Raw genomic sequence first — 20,158 nt, 5'->3', positions numbered from 1 at the left:
CCGTCCGAGGAGTGGTCGTGGCCGAGTCCAAGCAGCGCAAGTCCGTCTCCGATCACCATAAGGGTGATCGCGGCAAGGCGGCCCGGCGTCACGACACGGAGACTGCCACCAGCACGGAGCAGACCGAGTCCACCCGCCGCCGGACCGCGGCCCCGGGCACCGCACCCTGGGTGGTGCCGACGATGGTGACCCTGCTGCTGCTGGGCGTCGTGTGGATCGTCGTCTTCTACGTCGCCGGCTACCTGATCCCGTTCATGGCCGCGATGGGCAACTGGAACCTGGCCGTCGGCATGGGGCTGATCGCGTCGTCGTTCATCGTGGCGACGCAGTGGAAGTGACCGCCTGAGCCAGCGCCAGGGCGCCGAGGCGACCCGCATTGTCCCCCAGGCCCGGCGGCACCAGGTAGCTGTCGATCTCCTTGCCGACGGCCGGGGACGCGATGTAGCCGGCGAGCAGCCGCGCCGTCTCCCGGCGCAGCAGCGGGAAGAGGCCCGGGCCCGCCATCACTCCGCCGCCGAGCACGATCCGGTGCGGTGACAGGGTGCAGACCAACTGCGCCGCCAGTTCGGCGAGGTAGGACGCCTCCAGCTCCCACGCCGGATGGCCGGCCGGCAGCTCCTCGGCCGGGACGCCCCAGCGTCGTGCCATCGCCGGCCCCGACGCCAGCCCCTCGAGGCAGTCACCGTGGAAGGGGCAGACCCCCGGGAACGGATCGCGCCCAACGTCGTGCGGCACCCGGACATGGCCCATCTCGGGGTGCACCAGCCCGTGCAGCGGCGCGCCGTTGACGATCGCCCCGCCCCGACACCCGTTCCCACGGTGAGGTAGACGAACGGGTCGTGTCCCTTCCCGGCACCCCACCGGGCCTCCCCGAGCGCCGCGCCGTTGACGTCGGTGTCGAAGCCGATCGGCACGCCGAGCGCCGCCTGCAGGGTTCCGACCACGTCGGTGCCCGCCCAGCCCGGCTTCGGCGTGGTGGTGATGTGACCGTACGTCGCAGAGGCCCGGTCGAGATCGACCGGGCCGAAGCAGGCGACGCCGACCGCGTCGAGGCCGCCGGGACCGGCGTGGTCCCGGAAGAACGCCACCGCCCGGCCGAGGGTCTCCTCGGGCGTGGTGGTCGGGATCCGGATCTCGGCACGCAGGTCGTGGGGCGCGGTGCCCACACAGCAGACGAACTTCGTCCCGCCCGCCTCGATCCCCCCGTACAGAGCACTGGACCGCACTGCCCCTCCTCGATTATCGGCGCCGGGCCGGCGCATGGGTCGCGTCCACGGCGCAGGCGACGACGTCGCGGAGCCGATGGTGGGCCTCGTACGCCCGGCGCTGCCGGCGGGCCCCTCCCCCGGTGTGCAGGATGTCGTCGACGACGGTCTCCACCGCCATCCGCTCCTCGTCGTCGGCGAGCGCGGGACGGACGAGCTCGAGGAACTGACCGATCACCTCCGCGGCCGGGACAGGGGTGCCACTGCGAGGATCCACCAACTGGTCCTCGATGCCGGAGCGGCTGGCCCGCCAGTTCCACACGGACAGCTCCGAGGCGGGGACGTCCGGGGCGGGGTCCCCGTTGCGCCAGGCCCGCGCACCGGTCTCCACCAACGCCCGGATCAGGCTGGCGATCACGGCGGCGTGCTCCGCGTCCAGGTTGACGTCCGCCACCCTGACCTCGACGGTGGAATACTTCTCCGCCAGTCGCGCGTCGAAGTAGAGCATGCCGGCATCCAGCGGCACCTTCGTGGCGAGCAATGCCGCCCGATGCCGGTCGTACCCGTCAGGAGAGCCGAACAGGTCGGTCGGGCCCGCGGTCGGCCATCTGGACCAGGCCTGGTAGCGGTAGGAGGCGTACCCCGTGTCGGCACCGCCGGAGAACGGGGAATTGGCGCTGAGGGCCAACACGGCCGGCAGCCAGACGCGGATGCGATCCAGCACTCCGACACCTTCGGCCCGCGAACCGATCTCGACGTGGACGTGGAAGCCGTTGGTGAGCTGCTCGGCCGCGGTGGGACCGAACTGCTCGAGCATCCGCTGGTAGCGGGGATGGGCGACGAGGTGCGGGGTGACCCGGGCGGGCGCGAGGGGCAGGGCCACCACGACGCCGCCGAAGCGGGCGGCCGCCTCCTGGGCCAGGGCCCGGCCCCTCCTGATCGCGGCCCATTGTTCCGACAGGGTGCTCATCGGCGGGGAGACGGCCTCGATCTGCTCCTGCTGCAACTCCGCCGTCAACTGCGTTTCGCTCGCGCTCCCCTCGCCGCGGTCGTCCGCGGCGCGTCCCCCGGACGGCAACGGCTCTAACGTCTCGGCGTCGACGACCAGCAGCTCTTCCTCCACGCCGTAACGTCGCACGATGCCTCCCGTCCGCCGCTCGTCCCGCGACGCAGGCTGATGGCGACGGGGAGTGTCGCCGCGCACCCTTCATCTGGGGAGCACCTCCATGCTAGGCCGGAGGTGCTCCCAGGATGAAGCGTCGCGGGCGCCTGATGTGGCGGGCCCCGCGAGACCTCAGCCCTGCGGCTTCAGCAGCGGGAAGAGAATGGTCTCGCGGATGCCGACCCCGGTGAAGAGCATCACCAGGCGGTCGACGCCGAGCCCGAGTCCACCCATCGGCGGCGCGCCGAACTCCAGCGCCCGCAGGAAATCATCGTCGAGCTGCATCGCCTCGACGTCGCCGGCGGCGCGGGCCAACGACTGGGCGGTGAGCCGCTCGCGCTGGATGACCGGGTCGATCAGCTCGGAGAAGCCGGTGCCGCGCTCCATGCCGCCGATGATGAGGTCCCAGGCCTCGATCTTGTTCGGCTCGGAGCGGTGGGGACGGGCCAGCGGCTGCGCCACCGGCGGGTAGTCGCAGACGAAGGTCGGCTGCAGCAGGTGCGGCTCGACCAGCTCGCCGAACAGTTCGACGACCATCTTCTCCGGCGACCAGAGGGCGTCGTAGTCGACCTCGAACAACTCGGCGATGGAGCGCAGCCGATCGAGCGGGGTGTCCGGGGTGATCTCGTCACCCACCCGGTCCGAGAGGCCCGGGTAGACGCCCAGCCACTTCCACTCCCCGTCGAGATCGATGACGCCGTGCTCGGTCTCGATCTGGCGGCTGCCGACGACGTCGGCGGCATCGAGGATGATCTGCTTGATCAGGGCGGCGATGGTCGTCTGGTCGCCCCAGGCCTGGTAGGCCTCGAGCATGGTGAACTCCGCGGAGTGCGAGGAGTCGATGCCTTCGTTGCGGAAGACACGGCCCATCTCGTACACCTTCTCGGCGCCGCCGACCATCACCCGCTTGAGGTAGAGCTCGAGCGCGATCCGCAGGCTCATCGAGATGTCGAAGGCGTTGAGGTGGGTGGTGAACGGACGGGCCGTCGCCCCGCCGTGCACCAACTGCAGGGTCGGCGTCTCGACCTCGAGATAACCGTCGCCGTGCAGGGTCTCGCGGATCGACCGGGTGATCGCGGAGCGCGTACGCAGCACGTTCTGCGCCTCGGGGCGGACGACCAGGTCGGCGTAGCGCTGCCGGACCCGGGACTCCTCGGAGAGTTCGTGGTGCAGGGTCGGCATCGGGCGCAGGGACTTGGAGGCCATCTGCCAGCTGTCGGCCATCACCGAGAGCTCGCCCCGCTTCGACCGGATCACGCGGCCGTGGACGAACACCCAGTCACCCAGGTCGACGTCGGCCTTCCAGGCGGCGAGGGACTCGTCGCCCACCTCGGCCTTGGACAGCATCACCTGGAGGCGCGGGGCGTCATGCTCCTCGGTGAAGCCCCCTGCAGCGTCGCGAAGCAGAGCTTGCCGGTGTTGCGCAGGAAGACCACGCGTCCGCCCACACCGACGAGGTCCTGGGTCTCCTCACCGGTCTCGAGGCGATCCCAGCCCTCGCGGACCTGGTCGAGGGTGTGCGTACGTTCCAGCCAGACCGGATAGGGGGACGGCCCTCCTCGAGCAGCCGCGCGCGCTTCTCGAGGCGCACCTGCATCTGCTCGGACACCTCGTGCTGGAAGGCCTCGGCGTCGGGAAGCTGGGCGGTCGACTGCTCGGCGGGCGGATTCTGCTCAGTACTCACCGGGACATGTTATCGGCCGGCCCCGGAGGCCGATCCCGACCACCATCGCAGCACGATCCGGAACACCGCGAGTCAGCCGTGTTACGGGGCTGTGAACGGGGCTTTGCGCGGCGCGGACCGGCTCCGAGCGTGTCGTAGGGTGCCGGGTATGGCAGACATGTTGGCCCACTACCGTCCGGGCGCCGCGTTCGACGAGATGGTGGACCCGGCGGGGGACGTACGGGAACCGTACGGACGGCTCGCGGGCATGCTGGACCGGATGGCCCCCGCGGATCTGAAGGCCATCGCCGAGTCCCTCTCCAACGGCTACCTGGCCGCCGGGGTCACCTTCGACGTCGGCGGCGTCGAACGGCCGTTCCCGCTGGACGCCATCCCGCGGATCATCACCGCCGCCGACTGGGACATCATCGAGCGCGGCGTCCGCCAGCGGGTCCGGGCCCTCGAGGCGTTCCTGCACGACGCGTACAACGACCAGCGAGCGGTCTCCGACGGCGTCGTCCCCCGCTCGTTGATCACCACCTCGAAGCACTTCCACCGGGTGCTGCACGGGATGAACCCCGCCAACGGGGCCCGCGTCCAGGTGGCCGGGATCGACCTCATCCGCACGCCCGCCGGCGACATGCGGGTGCTGGAGGACAACGTCCGGGTGCCGTCGGGGGTGTCGTACGTGATGACGAACCGTACGGCGATGGCCTCGGTGCTCCCCGAGATCATGGCCGAGGAGCGGGTCCGGCCGGTCGCCGACTACGCGGGTCACCTGCTGCACGCGCTGCGCGCCGCCGCCCCGAGGGCGTCGAGGACCCGACCGTCGTCGTGCTCACCCCCGGCGTCTACAACTCCGCCTACTTCGAGCACACCCTGCTGGCCCGCACGATGGGCGTCGAGCTCGTCGAGGGCTCCGACCTGGAGTGCCGCCGCGGCAAGGTCTACATGCGCACCACCCGCGGGCTGCGGCAGGTGCACGTCATCTACCGGCGCATCGACGACGACTTCATCGACCCGGTGCACTTCCGCCGTGACTCGCTGCTCGGCATCCCCGGCATCGTCAACGCCGTCCGGGCCGGCGGGGTGACACTGTGCAATGCGCTGGGCAACGGCGTCGCCGACGACAAGCTCGTCTACACCTACGTGCCGGAGCTGATCCGCTACTTCCTCAACGAGGATCCCGTCCTGGCCAACGTCGACACCTGGCGCCTCGCCGAGCAGGCGGCTCGCGAGGAGGTGATGGACCGACTCGAGGAGCTGGTCGTCAAGCCCGTCGACGGGTCGGGCGGCAAGGGCATCGTGATCGGGCCGGTCGCCACCGCCGAGCAGATCGCCGAGCTGCGGCGCAAGGTCGAGGAGGATCCGCGCGGCTGGATCGCGCAGCCGCTGGTCCAGCTGTCGACGGTGCCGACCTTCCTCGAGGACACCCTGGCCCCCGGCACGTCGACCTGCGCCCGTTCGCGGTGCACGACGGCGACGACGTCTGGGTGCTTCCCGGCGGCCTGACCCGGGTGGCGTTGCCGGAGGGGGAGATGATCGTCAACTCCTCGCAGGGCGGCGGCTCCAAGGACACCTGGGTGTCCGCCCGGCGCCCGGAGGTCCCAGTGCCGGTCATCGGCGCACCCGACGACGAGACGGTGGCCGCTGAGGTGGGAGAGGTCCCGCACGCGGAGACGACCGAGATCGAGGACCTGGCGCAGCTCCCGGCCCCGACCCAGCGTCCCCCGGACCCGGTGCCGCCCCGCAAGACCCAGCAGGAACAACAGCAACAGGCGGCCGGGGCGCGGCGCCCGGAAGGGGATGACCGATGCTGAGCCGGATCGCCCAGTCGCTGTTCTGGATCGGGCGCCACGTCGAGCGGGCCGAGGACACCGCACGGCTCGTCCAGGTGCAGCTGCGGCTGTTCGTCGAGGAGCCCGGCGTGCCGACCCACACGGCGTGCAGCAACCTGCTGACCTTGCTCGGGGTGCCGGCGGCGACGTACGAACCGCTGCTGGACGAGGCCGACCCGCAGCTCGCCCACAGTGCCCTCGTCGGCCTGCTCGCCTACGACCGCCACCAGCCCTCGTCCATCGCCTACAGCTGGGAGCAGACCCGCGACAACGCCCGGCGGGCCCGCGAGGTGATCCCGTCCGGGGTCTGGGAGGTGGTCAACACCACGTGGCAGGCACTGCCCCGGGTGACGCCGCGGGCGATCCGGTCCCAGCACAGCTACCTGGACTGGGCCCGGGAGCGGTCGGCCCTGTTCTACGGGCTGGCGCGCGGGTCGATGGTCCGCGACGAGGGCTGGCAGTTCCTCCAGCTGGGCCGCAGCCTCGAGCTGGCGGACATGACCGCCCGGCTCGTCACCGCGACGACCTTCGCCCACGGGGCGGTGCCGTGGTCGGCCGCGTTGCGCGGCTGCGACGCCCATGACGCCTTCCTGCGCAGCTACCGCGGCTGGCGGGCCTCCACCCAGGCGATGGAGTTCCTGGTCCAGGAGAGCAACTTCCCGCGGTCGGTGATGCACGGGCTGACCCGGGCCAGTGACGCGCTCGCCGCGATCGACGGGCAGTCGAGCGGGGTCGGGCTGCCGGGCGAGGCGCGCTACGAGCTCGGCCGGCTCACCCACGAGCTCGCCTACCTGCCGGCGGACGAGTTGGTCGACGACCTGGCCGGCCGGATGGCCGAGGTCCAGCGGACCTGCCAGCGGGTCACCACGGCGATCTCGCAGGCCTACTTCGCCGCCGCGGCCGAACAGGCCTGGACGACCGAGGAGACCCCCTGACATGCCCGGCACACACGAGGAGGCACGCTGACATGCGGCTGAGCATCGACCACGTCACGGGGTTCCGCTACGCGTCCCCGGTCCGGGCCTCCTACAACGAGGCACGGATGACGCCGGTCTCCAGCCCCTCGCAGGTGGTCTGGACCTCCCGGCTGATGATCACCCCGGCGGCCTGGCGCACCACGTACACCGACTACTGGGGCACGCCCGTCACCTGCTTCGAGGTGCACGAGCCGCACGACCGGCTCGAGATCGAGTCGCGGGCCCTGATCGAGACACGTCCGCTCCAGGACGACTGGGACGTGCAGCGACGGGTGCCGGCGAGCGACCTGTCCTGGGCCGAGCTCCGGGGCGGCGACGTCCTCGACGCGATGAGCGAGTACCTCGTCAACTCCGAGCGGACCACCCCGCACGAGGAACTCGCCGAACTCGCCGCCGGCCTCACCGACCGGCCGCCGCGGCTCGCGGCGCTCGACGTCTGCGACCTGGTCCACGACCACCTGGCGTACGAGGTCGGGGCGACCGGGGTGACCTCGACGGCCGCCGAGGCCTGGGAGGGCGGCCGCGGCGTCTGCCAGGACTTCAGCCACGTCACCTGCGGGGCGTTGCGCCAGCTCGGCATCCCGGCCCGGTACGTGTCCGGCTACCTGCACCCTGCCGGCCCGGACGCGATCCGCGGCGACGCGGTCGAGGGTGAGTCGCACTCCTGGCTGGAGTTCTGGTGCGGCTCCTGGCAGGCGTACGATCCCACCGCGATGCACCGGGTGAACGAGGCGTACGTCCGGATCGGGCACGGCCGCGACTACTCCGACGTGTCCCCACTACGCGGAACGTACGCGGGCGGAGACTCCGAGATGTTCGTCAGGGTGACAATTACTGCGCTTTCGTGACCCGGTACCACTAGGGTTACTGGCATGACTCAACCGCCGACCGCTTGGAGCCCGCCGCCGGCGGACCCGCCGGTGGCCCCGCCCGTCGCCCAGCCGGTCCAGAACCCGCTGATCCAGGGCACGACCCCCAGGCCCGGCTACACCCCTCCCGCGCGGCCCGAACCGCACGGCTGGGCGTCGACGCTGCCGCAGGCCGGAGCATCCCAGGGCGTCCCGAGCCAGGCCATTCCAGGACAGGCGATCCCGAGCCAGGCCGCTCCGCCGCCGGTCGCTCCGGCGGGCGTTCCGGTGGCGGGGGTCACGGCACCACCGGCGACAGGCATCTCCGCCCCCCAGGTCAGCCCGCACCACGCCGCGCCGCCCTCGCAGCCGGCCCGCCCCGGCCAGACGGCACAGCCCAACCCGACCAGCGTCGAGGCCCCGGCCCCCACGCCGCCCGGGCGCGTCGACCACGGGCTGCCGGTCACGACGACCGACTCGATGCCCGGACGCACCATCACCGCGGTGATCGGTGACGTGATGGGCGTGGTGTCGCGCTCGAGGGAGCTCGGCGGCAACCGGGAGATCCAGTCCCGGACGATGCTCACCGAACGGCAGCAGGCCGTCACCCGGATGGTGCGGATGGCCCTCGGGCCCACGCCGACGCCGTGGTGGGGATGCGCTTCGACACCTGCCGGGTCAGTGACGAGGTGGTCGAGGTGATCGCGTACGGCACGGCGGTGCGGCTCGCCGAGGCGGCGAGCTTCAGCACCTCGGGGATCGACCTGCCGCGCCCGTCGACGACGGCCAGCGCCACGCACCCGCCGGCACCGGCCGCCTGATCACCGGCCGGTCAGCCTCCGGTCACGACCCGGTCAGCGTGGCGCGCTGACCAGCACCCGCGCGCCGTCGAGGCGCAGACCGACATGGCTGAGATCGGGCACCACCACGTCCGCCAGCGGGGCGAGCTGCTCGGCCGTGTGCGTCGTGGTCACGGCGACGGTCGCCATCCCGGCGGCCCGCGCCGCGCGAAGCCCGTTGGGCGCGTCCTCCGCGACCAGACAGCGGGCGGGATCCACGCCGAGACCGGCCGCAGCGGCCAGGAAGATCTGCGGGTCCGGCTTGGCCCGGACGACGTCGCTGGCGGTGACCAGCACGGCGGGTTGCGGCAGTCCGGCCGCGGCCAGCCGGGCGTACGCCATCGGACGGGTGGCCGACGTCGCGACGGCGGCCCGCTCCCCGGCCGCCGCCAGCGCGTGGGCCGCCCCGGGCAGCGCGACAACGCCCTCCTGGTCGGAGAGTTCGTGCTCGGTGATCCAGGCCAGCGCCTCCGCGCGTCGCTCCGCGGGGACCAGCAGGTCGACGATCGCGCCGCTCGACAGCCCGAACAGCCCCGACAGGTCCTCGGCGGTCAGCCGATAACGCTCCGCGAACCGCGTCCACACCCGCACGATCGCCGGTAGCGAATCCACCAACGTCGAATCCATGTCGAAGATGACCCCGTCGAACGCCTGCCCCGCCATCCGCTCCCCCGTCCGTGAGTTCCTGCTGCCGTGCTTCTCCTGCCCCCACTCTGCCCGCCGGACGAAATCACCAGGGCGCCCTCCCGACGCGATATTGATGAGTGAACACTCACTCACTACTATCGTGGGATGAGCAGAGCACAACGCCTCTCCCCCGAGGACAGACGCCAGGCCATCATCACGGCCACCGTCCCGCTGCTCGTCGCCGCGGGTCCCGACGTCTCCACCCGGCGGATCGCCGAGGCCTGCGGGATCGCCGAGGGCACGCTCTTCCGCGCCTTCCCGACCAAGGATGACCTTATCGAGGCGACGGTCCGCGCCTGCCTCGATCCGGGTGAGGTGATCGCCGCGCTGCACGCGATCGACCCGGGCGAACCACTCGAGGCCCGGCTGCGCCGGATCGTCCTGCTCCTCAGCGACCGGATCCACGAGATCAGCGGACTGTTCGCGGCCCTGATGCGACCCCGGCCGGGCGGCAAGGGCGCCGAACACTTCCATCCCCGCGGCCACCGGCACGGGCCGCGGGACCACACCGAGCGGGACCGGATCACCGACGCCATCGCCGGCCTGCTGGCCCCCGACGCCGAACGACTGGCGCTGGACCCGCACACGGCCGCGTCGTTCGTCTGGTCGAACGTCACCGCCGCCACCCATCCGATGCTCGGCAACGGGCTGGCCGGCGACCCCGACCTGCTCTCCCACCTGCTCCTCAAGGCTCTGCAGAAGGACCCGTCGTGACATATCCCCTCAACCGCCTCCTCGTCCGCCACCTGCGGCCGTACGGTGGACTGCTGGTCGGCGTCGTGCTGCTGCAGTTCGCGGCGACCCTCGCCTCCCTCTTCCTGCCCACCCTCAACGCCTCGATCATCGACCAGGGCGTCGCGAAGGGCGACACCGCCTACATCTGGTCGCACGGCGGCATCATGCTGGGCGTCAGCCTCGTCCAGGTGATCTGCCAGATCTCCGCGGTCCTGCTCGGCAGCATGGTCGCGATGGGCTTCGGCCGCGACACCCGGGCCGCGATCTTCTCCCGCGTGCTGTCCTTTTCCTCGCGCGAGGTCAACCGCTTCGGTGCCCCGTCGCTGATCACCCGCAACACCAACGACGTCCAGCAGGTGCAGATGCTGGTGCTGATGACCTGCATCATGATCCTCGGTGCCCCGATCACCATGGTCGGCGGCGTCATCATGGCGCTGCGCAACGACTGGCACATGGCCTGGCTGATCGTCGTCGCCGTGGCCGCGCTCGGCCTGAGCATCGGCCTGCTGGTCAGCCGGATGGTCCCCCTCTTCCAGTCCATGCAGAAGCGGATCGACGTCCTCAACCGGGTGCTGCGCGAGCAGATCTCCGGGATCCGGGTGGTCCGGGCCTTCGTCCGCGAACCATACGAGGCGACGCGCTTCGCGGAGGCGAACGGCGACCTGACCCGCACCGCCCTCAACGTCGGGCGGCTGATGGCGAGCATGTTCCCGATCGTCATGCTCATCCTCAACGTGTCGAGCGTCGCCGTGCTGTGGTTCGGTGCCGCCCAGATCGACGCCGACCACATCCAGGTCGGCCAGTTGACCGCCTTCCTGCAGTACCTCATGCAGATCCTGATGAGCGGCATGATGGCCGTGATGATGATCGTCATGGTGCCCCGCGCCGCCGTCTGCGCGGACCGCATCATGGAGGTCCTCGACACCGACAGCACCGTGGTCCCGCCCGCCGACCCGATCCGCACGGTGTCCTCGCACGGGACGGTCTCCCTGTCCGGCGTCGGCTTCACCTATCCCGGCGCCGACTCGGCGGTGCTGCAGGACATCTCCTTCGCCATGGAGCCGGGCCGGACCACCGCCATCATCGGCTCGACCGGCTCGGGCAAGACGACGCTGGTCAACCTGCTGCCCCGGCTGTACGACGCCTCCCAGGGGACCGTGCGGGTGGACGGTGTCGACGTCCGCCGGCTCGACCCGGAGCTGCTGTGGAGCAGGGTCGGCCTGGTGCCGCAGAAGCCCTACCTCTTCACCGGCACGGTGGCGAGCAACCTGCGCTACGGCAATCCCGACGCCACCGACGAGGAGCTCTGGCACGCCCTCGAGGTGGCCCAGGCCCGCGACTTCGTCGAGGCGATGCCGGGCCGGCTCGAGGCACCGATCGCCCAGGGTGGCACCAACGTCTCCGGCGGCCAGCGTCAGCGCCTCTCCATCGCGCGGGCACTGGTGCGCCGGCCCGACGTCTACATCTTCGACGACTCCTTCTCGGCCCTCGACGTGACGACGGACGCCCGGTTGCGGGCCGCCCTCGCCCGGGAGACCGCCGAGCAGGCCGTGCTGATCGTCGGCCAGCGGGTCTCGACGATCGCCGGCGCGGACCAGATCCTCGTCCTCGAGGACGGCCGGATCGTCGGCCGAGGCACCCACGACGAACTCCTGGCCTCCACCCCCACGTACGCCGAGATCGTCGAATCCCAGTTGAGCGCCGAGGAGGCCGCGGCATGAGCAGCACACGGACAGCACAGCCCCGCCCGGTCACCAACGCCCCGAAGCGGCCGCAGTTCGGCCCGTCCGGGCGCGGTCACGGCCCGATGGCCATGATGGGCGGGCGCTCGGTCGAGAAGGCGACGAACTTCGGTCCCTCGCTGCGTCGGCTGCTCGGCCACCTGCGCCCCGAGCGGGCGCTTCTCGTCCTCGTCGTGGTGATGGCCGCGGCGGGCGTCGGCTTCAACGTCGTCGGCCCCAAGCTCATCGGCCGGGCGACCGACATCATCTTCGCCGGCGTGATGGGCAAGGCTCTGCCCGCCACCCTCACCGTCGGCGGGCAGACCGTCGCGGTGACCAAGGACATGATCATCGCCGCCCTGCGGTCGTACGCCAACGGCGGCCCCGCGCTGCCGGGACTGGGCGGCGGGGCGCTGACCCCTCGACCGCCGGCCGCTTCGCCGACATGCTGGCGACCATGAACGTCATCCCCGGCCAGGGGATCCGCTTCGAGGACCTCGCCGCGGTGCTGCTGCTGGCGCTTGGCCTGTACGTGCTCTCCGGCCTGCTGATGTGGGGCCAGGCGTACATACTCAACGGCGTCGTCCAGCGCTCGGTCTACCGGCTGCGCGAGGAGGTGGCGGCGAAGATCAACCGCCTGCCGTTGTCGTACTTCGACGGGCAGCCGCGCGGAGAGCTGCTCAGCCGGGTCACCAACGACATCGACAACATCGCCCAGACGCTGCAGCAGACGATGTCCCAGCTGCTCAACGGTCTGCTCACGATCATCGGGGTGGGCGTGATGATGTTCGTCGTCTCGCCCGTGCTCGGCGCCATCGCCGTGGCGGCCATCCCGGTCTCGGTCATCCTGGTCTCGATCATCGGCAAGCAGTCGCAGAAGCAGTTCGTCCTGAACTGGAAGTACACCGGCGAGCTCAACGGCCGGATCGAGGAGGCCTACTCGGGCCACGCGCTGGTCAAGGTGTTCGGCCGCCAGCGCGAGGTGGAGCAGGCGTTCGCCGAGAGCAACAGCAGCCTCTACTCGGCGGGCTTCCGGGCGCAGTTCATCTCCGGCATCATCATGCCGACGATGTTCTTCGTCGGGAACCTCTCGTACGTGCTGGTGGCGGTCGTCGGTGGCCTGCGGGTGGCCAGCGGCCAGATGTCGCTGGGCGGGGTGCAGGCGTTCATCCAGTACAGCCGGATGTTCACCCAGCCGATCACCCAGGTGGCCTCGATGGCCAACCTGCTGCAGTCCGGCGTGGCGTCGGCCGAGCGCGTCTTCGAGGTGCTCGACGCCGAGGAGGAGCCCGCCGACGTCGCCGGCCGGCTCAACCCGACCCGCGGCCGGGTCGAGTTCGAGTCGATCGACTTCTCCTACGATCCGGACACCGAGCTGATCAAGGACCTGTCGCTGGTCGCCGAGCCGGGCCACACGATCGCCATCGTGGGGCCGACCGGCGCCGGCAAGACGACGCTGGTCAACCTGATCATGCGGTTCTACGAACTGCAGGGCGGCCGGATCACCCTCGACGGGGTGGACATCACCTCGGTGCCCCGCCACGCCCTGCGCGAGAACATCGGCATGGTGCTGCAGGACACCTGGCTGTTCCACGGCACCATCCGCGACAACATCGCGTACGGGCGGCCTGACGCCTCGGAGGCGGAGATCCTCGCGGCGGCCGAGGCGACGTACGTCGACCGGTTCGTCCATTCACTGCCGGACGGCTACGACACGGTGATCGACGAGGAGGGCAGCAACATCTCCGCCGGCGAGAAGCAGCTGCTCACCATCGCCCGGGCGTTCCTCGCCGATCCGGCCCTGCTGATCCTCGACGAGGCGACCAGCTCGGTGGACACCCGCACCGAACTCCTGGTGCAGCGCGCGATGAGTGCCCTGCGCAAGGACCGGACCAGCTTCGTCATCGCCCACCGGCTCAGCACCATCCGCGACGCCGACACCATCCTGGTGATGGAGCACGGCAGCATCGTGGAGCAGGGCAACCACCAGGAGCTGCTCGCCCGTGAGGGCGCCTACTACCGGCTCTACCGCTCGCAGTTCGAGGGCGCGATCGAGCAGGAAGTCGCCTGACCGCGAGCCGGTCGCGGCGTACGGTGACGGGGAGCGGGGTGCGGGATGCGGCGGTCGTGCCGCATCCCGGTCCGGCCGATTTGCCCTCGGATACCCCCGGGGCATTATGGACGTGTTCCCACCCCTCCACAGAAGGAGAAACCCCATGTGCCGTCCCGTCACCTGCTCGTCCTGCGGCAAGACCACCTGGGCCGGCTGCGGCCAGCACGTCGCGTCGGTGAAGGCTTCCGTCCCGGCGGGCCAGTGGTGCACCTGTGACCGCAACGCCGCGAGCTCGTCGACCTCCGGCAACTTCATGTCCTTCTTCCGCCGCTGAGAACGGAGCGCACCACACCCATGAGCGAACGCTCCCGCAAGGTCGTCATCGTCGGTGGCGTGGCGGGTGGCATGTCCGCCGCCACCCGCCTGCGCCGCCTCGACGAACACGCCGAGATCGTCGTGTTCGAGCGCAGCTGGTACGTCTCGTTCGCCAACTGCGGCCTTCCCTACCACGTGGGTGGCGTGATCGAGGACCGCCAGGCGCTGCTGCTGCAGACGCCCGAGTCCCTCGGCCGCCGCTTCGGGATCGATGTCCGCGTCGGCCACGAGGTCGTCTCGATCGATCGGGCCGCCAAGCTGGTGTCGGTGCGCAATCTCAACACCGATCGGGTCACCACGGAGTCGTACGACACGCTGATTCTCTCCCCCGGCGCCTCCCCCTTCGTTCCGGACCTCCCGGGCAAGGAGCGGGCCCTGACGCTGCGCAACATCGCCGACGTCGACGAGATGGTCGCCGCCGTCGCCCGCAAGCCGCACACCGCCGTGGTGATCGGCGGCGGCTTCATCGGCGTCGAGCTCGCCGAGAACCTGCAGCTGCGCGGCATCGACGTGACGATCCTCGAGCTGTCCGACCAGATCCTGCCGCCGCTGGATCCCGAGATGGCCGCGTACGTGGCCCAGGAACTGGTCGAGCACGGCATCGACGTGGTCACCGGCACCGAGGCGACCGTCATCGGCGAGCACACCGTCACCCTGGCGACCGGCGAGGAGATCCCCGCCGACCTGGTCGTCATGTCGATCGGTGTCCGCCCGGACTCGCACCTGGCGAAGGACGCTGGCCTCGAGGTCAACTCCCGCGGCGGCATCGTCGTGGACGAGTTCCAGCGCACCTCCGACCCGGCCATCTTCGCCGTCGGTGACGCGGCCGAGAAGCGCGACGCGCTGACCGGTGACGCCGCCATGGTGCCGCTGGCCCAGACCGCCAACCGGCACGGCCGCCTCGTCGCCGACGTCATCGTCGGCCGGCCGACCAGCTCGAAGCCGGTGCTCGGCACCGCCATCGTCGGGGTCTTCGGCCTGATGGCCGCCTCGGTCGGCTGGAACGAGAAGCGGCTGCGCGCCGCGGGCCGCCGCTACCGGGCGATCCACGCCCATCCGGGCTCGCACGCCGGCTACTACCCCGGCTCCGAGACCCTGCACCTCAAGCTGCTGGTCGATGCCGACACCGACGAGATCCTCGGTGCCCAGGCGATCGGCAAGGACGGCGCCGACAAGCGCATCGACGTCATCGCCACGGCGATGCGCGGTGGGCTCAAGGGCGCCGACCTGGCCGATCTGGAGCTGGCGTACGCCCCGCAGTTCGGCTCGGCCAAGGACCCGATCAACATGCTGGGCTTCATCGACGACAACGTCGTGAACGGCCAGTCGGAGCTGATCCAGTGGCACGAGGTGGAAGCGGCCCACAAGGCCGGCCTGCCGCTGGTCGACGTCCGGACGCCGGGCGAGTTCCGCCGTGGTCATATCCCGGGCTCGATCAACCTGCCGGTGGACGAGCTGCGCGACCGGCTGGACGAGGTGCCGGCCGGCGACCTGATCATCACCTGCCAGGTGGGCCTGCGCGGCCACGTGGCCGAGCGGATCCTGCGCCAGGCGGGCCACCACGTCAAGAACCTCACCGGTGGCTACGCCACCTGGTCCACCGCCACCCGGCCGGTCGCCCGGCCGGCGTGGAGCGAGACGCCCGCCGAGGAGGAAGCGGCTCGCTGACCGGACCTGCCCCCTGGGAGCGCCGCACTCATCCCCCTGCCCCGCGGCCGCACCCACGGCAGACAAGGGCCCCGTCACGGTTCCATCGTGACGGGGCCCTTCGGCGTGCGCGGGATCCGCTGTCAGCGCAGATCGGATGCCGGGATGGTGCTGGCCGACGCGGCAGTATCGCGCGTGGTGAGCACGGTGTGGCCGCCGAACTGCCCGCGCAGCGCTGACACCATCCGCATCGTCGGGCTGGCGTCCTGCCGGGAGGCGAACCGGGCGAACAGCGCGGCCGCGGTGACCGGCATCGGCACGGCGTGGTCGACGGCCTCCTGCAGGGTCCAGCGCCCTTCCCCGGAGTCCGGCGTGAAGGGGTCGATCCCGTCGAGCCCCGGGGACTGCTCCAGCGCCTTGACCAGCAGGTCGAGCAGCCAGGAGCGGACGACCGTACCCCGCGTCCAGGCCTTGAAGCACCCGTCCACGTCGGTGACCACGTCCGTGGCACCGAGCAGTTCCCAGCCCTCGGCATAGGCCTGCATGAGGCCGTACTCGATGCCGTTGTGCACCATCTTGGCGTAGTGCCCTGCGCCGACCCCGCCGGCGTGGACGAACCCCTCGTCGCGGGGCCCCTCGGGGCGCAACGCGTCGAAGAGGGGCATGGCGCGCTCGACGAGGTCCGCACGGCCGCCGACCATCAGCCCATAGCCGTTGTCGAGGCCCCAGATCCCGCCGGAGACGCCGCAGTCGAGGTAGCCGATCCCCCGGCTCGCGAGGAGAGCCTCGTGGTCGGCGTCGTCGGTGAAGCGCGAGTTCCCGCCGTCGATGACGAGGTCACCGGGCTCGAGCAGGCCGGCCAACTCGGTGACGGTCGCCCGAGTGGCCTCGCCCGCCGGGACCATGATCCACACGACCCGAGGAGCGGCGAGGCTGCTGACCAGTGAGGTCAGGTCGGGGACGTCGGAGACGTCGGGGTCGCGGTCGTACCCGACGACCTCGTGGCCGGCACGGACGAGCCGCTGCCGCATCGCGTCGCCCATCCGACCCAGGCCGATGAGTCCCAGCTGCATGTCTTCTCCTTCTTCTCGTCTGCTGCGTCTGTCTGACTGGTGCCGGTCGGCGCTTCGTACGCTCCGGCGCTGGTCAGACGACGACGCTGAGCAGCATCACTGAGGCGAGGCCGACGACCGACAGCACCGTCTCCATCAGCGACCAGGTCTTGAACGTCTCGCCGACGGTAAGGCCGAAGTACTCCTTGACCATCCAGAAGCCGGCGTCGTTGACGTGGCTGAGGAAGACCGAGCCGGCACCGATCGCCAGCACCATCAGGGCGGTGTGGGTCGGGGAGAGTCCGGCGGCCAGGGGAGCCATGATCCCCGAGGCGGTGATCGTCGCGACGGTCGCGGAACCGGTGGCGAGACGGATCAGGACGGCGACGATCCAACCGGCCAGCAGCGGCGGCAGGGCAGCGTCCATCAGGCTCTTGGCGAGCAGATCGGCGATGTGGGAGTCGACCAGGGTCTGCTTGAAGCCGCCGCCGGCGCCGACGATGAGCAGGATGCCGGCGATCGGGCCGAAGGACGAGGCGATCAGGGAGTCGACCTCCTTGCGCGACTTCGACAGCCCGTAGCCGAAGACGAACATGGCGACGACGGTGGTGATGGTGAGGGCGATCAGCGGGGTGCCGACGAAGGCGAGGACGGCACCGACGGGGTCTTGTCGCCGATGGTCATCTCGGCGAGCGTGGCGGCGAGCATCAGGACGACGGGCAGCACGACGACGAAGAGGGACGCGCCGAAGCTGGGACGCTTGGCACCTTCGGCGGGGCTGTGGCCGAGGAAGTCGCTGCGCACCTGGTGCGGCACCCAGCGGGCCATCATCCGGCCGAGGATCGGCCCGGAGAGAACGACACAGGGGATGGCGACGAGCAGACCGAAGCCCAGGGTGAGACCGAGGTTGGCCTTGAGGGCCGAGATCGCGATGAGCGGACCGGGGTGCGGGGGAATGAGGCCGTGCAGGGCCGAGAGGCCGGCCAGGGCGGGGATGCCGAAGAGGACGACCGGCACCTTGGCGCGCCGGGCGGCGAACATCACCACGGGGATGAGGATGACGACGCCGACCTCGAAGAACAGCGGGATGCCGACGATGAACGCGGTCAGCGCCATCGCCCAGGGCAGCCGCTTGATCGGCGTCTTGCCGAGGATGGTGTCGACGATGACGTCGGCACCCCGGAGGAGACCAGCAGGGTGCCGATGATCGCACCGAGGACGATCAGCAGGCCGACGCTCGAGATCGTCGAGCCCAGGCCGGTGCTGAAGCTGTTGAAGAGCTTCGGGTACGGGACGCCCGCGGCCAGGGCCATCACTGCGGAACCGGCCATCAGCGAGAGGAACGGGTGGACCTTGAGCCAGACGATCAACAGGACGATCGTGGCGATGCCGGCGAGTGCGGCGAGGACGAGTGAGGACATCATTCTGCACACCCCTTGAGGAGCTGAGGGTTGGTGGAGAGGGCATCGACGATGCTGTCCAGCACCTCGTCGACGTCCTGTTCGATATCGATGGAGAAGCCGTCCTCGTCGGATCCGAGGGGCTCCAGCGTCGCCAGTTGCGACGGCAGGAGCGAGGACGGCATGAAGTGATCGGTCCGGTGCGCGAGCCGGTCGGCGACGACATCGGCCGAACCGACGAGGTGGACGAAGACCGTACGTCCGGGAGCCGTCCGGAGCCGATCACGGTAGGCCCGACGCAGTGCGGAGCACGTGACCAGGGTGCAGTGGCCGGCCCGGTCCTGCTGCGCCGTCCACTCGACGATCCGGTCGAGCCACGGCCAGCGGTCATCGTCGGTGAGGGGATGGCCGGAGGCCATCTTGGCGATGTTCTCGACCGAGTGGAACTCGTCCCCCTCGGCCATCGGCCACCCCAGTCGGGCGGCCAAGCCATGGGCGACGGTCGATTTGCCGCTGCCGGCGACTCCCATCACCACCACATGGGTTGTAGTCATCTTTGACCTTCCTTTGGAAGCATCTTTGCCTCGATGGAGAGGACCCTACATGCGAAAGAGAGTCTTTAAAAATCGACGGGGATGCAACGTCCGGCAACAGCGCGGTTCCCCGCCGGTGACGCGGCTAAGCTCCCCGCAGGGACCCCAAAGGAGGAGACGGATGGCGACGACCTCCGAACGGCCACTGATGCACCACGGCGTCGCCCGCGAACTCGGCATCGAGATCATCGAGGGACGCTGGCCCGTCAACCAGGCCCGCACCCTGGAGGACATCCAGGACCGCTTCGGCGTGTCCCGTACGGTCGCCCGCGAGGCCTCCCGGCTGCTGGAGATGCTGGGACTCGCCAGCACCCAGCGACGCCGCGGCATCGTCGCCCTCGAGGCCGACAGTTGGCACGTCCTCGACACGACACTGATCGAGTGGCGGCTGCATTCGAACCGGCGGCGGGAGCAACTGGAGTCGCTCACCCAGCTCCGGCTGGCGGTCGAGCCGGTGGCGGTGGACGGGATGGCGCGCACTGCCTCGATCCACGATCGGGCCCTGCTGCTGCCCCTGGCCGCGGAGATGCGCCGCACCGGCGAGGGCGGGCTGGCTCAGGAGTTCCTGCGCCTGGACGTCGAGTTCCACCGGCTGATCCTCACCAACAGCGGTAACGAACTCTTCGCCGCGCTCAGTGATCAGGTGGCGTCGGTGCTGGCCGGGAGGTCGGAGATCGGCCTGATGCCCGTCCATCCGCAGCCCACGGCCCTTGACGCCCACGAGGCTGTCGCCGAGGCGGTCTTCCGCGGCGACGGACCCGCGGCGCGAGTCGCCATGCAGGTGATCCTGGACGAGGTGCAAGCGGCCGTGAGTGACGTGAATGGACGGGATGCGGCGGCGTCGGCGGCCGGACGCTGAGGCAGGTCGCGCCGGCGGGCTGATCAGGCAGGTCGTCCCGGCGGGCTGATCAGGCAGGTCGCCGACGCAGGCGGCGCAGGCGGGCTGATCAGGCAGGCCGCGCCGGCCGGCCGATCAGGCCAGCGACAGGAAGAGCTTCTCCATCTTCGTCGTGTCCAGACCATCGTCAGCGAGCACGCACTGGCGCATCCCCGCCGCCACGACGGCGAAACCGGCGCGATCCAAGGCCTTGGCGACGGCGGCGATCTGGGTGACGATCTCCTCGCAGTCGCGGCCCTCCTCGACCATGTCGATGATGCCATTGAGCTGGCCACGGGCCCGCTTCAATCGATTGATGACCGGGCGCATGTCCTCGCCGGGCAACTCCATGACGCCCTCCTTCTGGTGCTCTGACCTCGAATAATACCCCCATGGGGATAACGGGGAGCCGTTGACCCTCGCGCGGCGGCACGCGCGGAACGATGGCGACTTCATCAATGACCCAGGACTGCCACCCCAGACCCC

General features: G+C 70.6%; 15 protein-coding genes and 6 pseudogenes. 13 read left to right on the top strand and 8 right to left on the bottom strand.

Going from position 1 to position 20,158, the window contains the following annotated elements; translation table 11 throughout:
- Positions 1-17 precede the first annotated feature (17 nt).
- Positions 18-338, top strand: a complete 321-nt coding sequence (locus Rai3103_RS07340; protein WP_228489249.1) for a cell division protein CrgA — start codon at positions 18-20, stop codon at positions 336-338.
- Here Rai3103_RS07340 and Rai3103_RS07335 read toward each other — a convergent pair.
- The 3 genes and pseudogenes from Rai3103_RS07335 to lysS all read right to left on the bottom strand — a co-directional run bounded on the left by Rai3103_RS07335 (position 313) and on the right by lysS (position 3,964).
- Positions 313-1,262: pseudogene (locus tag Rai3103_RS07335) on the bottom strand (ROK family protein). The gene Rai3103_RS07340 and the pseudogene Rai3103_RS07335 overlap by 26 nt on opposite strands.
- Positions 1,240-2,343: a glutamate--cysteine ligase gene (locus tag Rai3103_RS07330; RefSeq protein ID WP_153572042.1), complete on the bottom strand. Its 1,104-nt coding sequence runs from the start codon at positions 2,341-2,343 to the stop codon at positions 1,240-1,242. Before Rai3103_RS07330 ends, Rai3103_RS07335 begins: the two are co-directional and overlap by 23 nt.
- 156 nt (positions 2,344-2,499) lie before the next feature.
- Positions 2,500-3,964: pseudogene (gene lysS / locus Rai3103_RS07325) on the bottom strand (lysine--tRNA ligase).
- A 235-nt stretch (positions 3,965-4,199) separates the two neighbouring features.
- Between lysS and Rai3103_RS19020 the strand changes: the two are divergent.
- From Rai3103_RS19020 to Rai3103_RS18460, 6 genes and pseudogenes are all read left to right on the top strand, one after another.
- Positions 4,200-5,542 (top strand): annotated as a pseudogene (locus tag Rai3103_RS19020) (circularly permuted type 2 ATP-grasp protein).
- Positions 5,524-5,850 (top strand): hypothetical protein, encoded by a 327-nt coding sequence (locus Rai3103_RS17695; RefSeq protein ID WP_228489248.1) that lies wholly within the window; start codon positions 5,524-5,526, stop codon positions 5,848-5,850. The pseudogene Rai3103_RS19020 and the gene Rai3103_RS17695 overlap by 19 nt, the downstream one beginning before the upstream one ends.
- Complete coding sequence (locus Rai3103_RS07315; protein ID WP_153572041.1) at positions 5,844-6,803, top strand: alpha-E domain-containing protein; 960 nt, start codon at positions 5,844-5,846, stop codon at positions 6,801-6,803. The genes Rai3103_RS17695 and Rai3103_RS07315 overlap by 7 nt, the downstream gene beginning before the upstream one ends.
- A gap of 32 nt (positions 6,804-6,835) precedes the next feature.
- A complete protein-coding gene (locus Rai3103_RS07310) occupies positions 6,836-7,693 on the top strand; it encodes a transglutaminase family protein (protein ID WP_153572040.1) in 858 nt (285 codons plus the stop codon).
- 24 nt (positions 7,694-7,717) lie between these two features.
- Positions 7,718-8,395 (top strand): YbjQ family protein, encoded by a 678-nt coding sequence (locus tag Rai3103_RS17690; RefSeq protein WP_228489377.1) that lies wholly within the window; start codon positions 7,718-7,720, stop codon positions 8,393-8,395.
- Positions 8,350-8,514, top strand: coding sequence for a hypothetical protein (locus Rai3103_RS18460; RefSeq protein ID WP_422396023.1), 165 nt, complete (start codon positions 8,350-8,352; stop codon positions 8,512-8,514). Before Rai3103_RS17690 ends, Rai3103_RS18460 begins: the two co-directional genes overlap by 46 nt.
- A 33-nt stretch (positions 8,515-8,547) precedes the next feature.
- Here Rai3103_RS18460 and Rai3103_RS07300 read toward each other — a convergent pair whose 3' ends face one another.
- Positions 8,548-9,195, bottom strand: coding sequence for an HAD-IA family hydrolase (locus tag Rai3103_RS07300; protein WP_153572039.1), 648 nt, complete (start codon positions 9,193-9,195; stop codon positions 8,548-8,550).
- Positions 9,196-9,324: 129 nt separating this feature from the next.
- Here Rai3103_RS07300 and Rai3103_RS07295 point away from each other — a divergent pair, with 129 nt between their 5' ends.
- From Rai3103_RS07295 to Rai3103_RS07275, 5 genes and pseudogenes are all read left to right on the top strand, one after another.
- Positions 9,325-9,933 carry a TetR/AcrR family transcriptional regulator gene (locus Rai3103_RS07295; RefSeq protein ID WP_153572038.1) on the top strand — a complete coding sequence of 203 codons (609 nt, stop codon included), beginning with the start codon at positions 9,325-9,327 and terminating at the stop codon, positions 9,931-9,933.
- Positions 9,930-11,675 (top strand): ABC transporter ATP-binding protein, encoded by a 1,746-nt coding sequence (locus Rai3103_RS07290; RefSeq protein WP_153572037.1) that lies wholly within the window; start codon positions 9,930-9,932, stop codon positions 11,673-11,675. Before Rai3103_RS07295 ends, Rai3103_RS07290 begins: the two co-directional genes overlap by 4 nt.
- Positions 11,672-13,746: pseudogene (locus tag Rai3103_RS07280) on the top strand (ABC transporter ATP-binding protein). The gene Rai3103_RS07290 and the pseudogene Rai3103_RS07280 overlap by 4 nt, the downstream one beginning before the upstream one ends.
- 145 nt (positions 13,747-13,891) lie before the next feature.
- Positions 13,892-14,062 (top strand): hypothetical protein, encoded by a 171-nt coding sequence (locus Rai3103_RS16950; RefSeq protein WP_194793319.1) that lies wholly within the window; start codon positions 13,892-13,894, stop codon positions 14,060-14,062.
- Positions 14,063-14,082: 20 nt separating this feature from the next.
- Positions 14,083-15,771, top strand: a complete 1,689-nt coding sequence (locus tag Rai3103_RS07275) for an FAD-dependent oxidoreductase (protein ID WP_153572034.1) — start codon at positions 14,083-14,085, stop codon at positions 15,769-15,771.
- A gap of 122 nt (positions 15,772-15,893) precedes the next feature.
- On the opposite strand, the pseudogene gnd reads toward Rai3103_RS07275, so the two are convergent.
- The 3 genes and pseudogenes from gnd to Rai3103_RS07260 all read right to left on the bottom strand — a co-directional run.
- Positions 15,894-16,880: pseudogene (gnd, locus tag Rai3103_RS07270) on the bottom strand (phosphogluconate dehydrogenase (NAD(+)-dependent, decarboxylating)); the annotation flags it as partial.
- Positions 16,881-16,896: 16 nt separating this feature from the next.
- Positions 16,897-18,223: pseudogene (locus Rai3103_RS07265) on the bottom strand (GntP family permease).
- Positions 18,223-18,756, bottom strand: a complete 534-nt coding sequence (locus Rai3103_RS07260; protein ID WP_194793318.1) for a gluconokinase — start codon at positions 18,754-18,756, stop codon at positions 18,223-18,225. Before Rai3103_RS07260 ends, Rai3103_RS07265 begins: the two are co-directional and overlap by 1 nt.
- A gap of 160 nt (positions 18,757-18,916) precedes the next feature.
- Between Rai3103_RS07260 and Rai3103_RS07255 the strand changes: the two genes are divergently transcribed.
- On the top strand, positions 18,917-19,654 hold the full coding sequence (locus Rai3103_RS07255; protein WP_153572032.1) for a FadR/GntR family transcriptional regulator: 738 nt from the start codon (positions 18,917-18,919) through the stop codon (positions 19,652-19,654).
- Positions 19,655-19,768: 114 nt separating this feature from the next.
- Here the strand turns inward: Rai3103_RS07255 and Rai3103_RS07250 are convergent, their stop codons facing one another.
- On the bottom strand, positions 19,769-20,023 hold the full coding sequence (locus Rai3103_RS07250) for a metal-sensitive transcriptional regulator (protein WP_153572031.1): 255 nt from the start codon (positions 20,021-20,023) through the stop codon (positions 19,769-19,771).
- Between the last annotated feature and the right edge of the window lie 135 nt (positions 20,024-20,158).

Origin of the sequence: Raineyella fluvialis, from assembly GCF_009646095.1 — a bacterium.
Lineage (GTDB): Bacteria > Actinomycetota > Actinomycetes > Propionibacteriales > Propionibacteriaceae > Raineyella > Raineyella fluvialis.
Note: the sequence above shows the minus strand (reverse complement) of the source record. Positions and strands in the feature narration are given on the sequence as shown.

What these genes read in the sequence shown, in the direction of transcription:
- Rai3103_RS07295 (WP_153572038.1), top strand. Translation starts at nt 9,325, where the DNA reads ATGAGCAGAGCACAACGCCTCTCCCCCGAGGACAGACGCCAGGCCATC.
- Rai3103_RS07315 (WP_153572041.1), top strand. Translation starts at nt 5,844, where the DNA reads ATGCTGAGCCGGATCGCCCAGTCGCTGTTCTGGATCGGGCGCCACGTC.
- Rai3103_RS07310 (WP_153572040.1), top strand. Translation starts at nt 6,836, where the DNA reads ATGCGGCTGAGCATCGACCACGTCACGGGGTTCCGCTACGCGTCCCCG.
- Rai3103_RS18460 (WP_422396023.1), top strand. Translation starts at nt 8,350, where the DNA reads ATGCGCTTCGACACCTGCCGGGTCAGTGACGAGGTGGTCGAGGTGATC.
- Rai3103_RS07260 (WP_194793318.1), bottom strand. Translation starts at nt 18,756, where the DNA reads ATGACTACAACCCATGTGGTGGTGATGGGAGTCGCCGGCAGCGGCAAA.
- Rai3103_RS17690 (WP_228489377.1), top strand. Translation starts at nt 7,718, where the DNA reads ATGACTCAACCGCCGACCGCTTGGAGCCCGCCGCCGGCGGACCCGCCG.
- Rai3103_RS07250 (WP_153572031.1), bottom strand. Translation starts at nt 20,023, where the DNA reads ATGGAGTTGCCCGGCGAGGACATGCGCCCGGTCATCAATCGATTGAAG.
- Rai3103_RS16950 (WP_194793319.1), top strand. Translation starts at nt 13,892, where the DNA reads ATGTGCCGTCCCGTCACCTGCTCGTCCTGCGGCAAGACCACCTGGGCC.
- Rai3103_RS07255 (WP_153572032.1), top strand. Translation starts at nt 18,917, where the DNA reads ATGGCGACGACCTCCGAACGGCCACTGATGCACCACGGCGTCGCCCGC.
- Rai3103_RS07275 (WP_153572034.1), top strand. Translation starts at nt 14,083, where the DNA reads ATGAGCGAACGCTCCCGCAAGGTCGTCATCGTCGGTGGCGTGGCGGGT.
- Rai3103_RS07300 (WP_153572039.1), bottom strand. Translation starts at nt 9,195, where the DNA reads ATGGCGGGGCAGGCGTTCGACGGGGTCATCTTCGACATGGATTCGACG.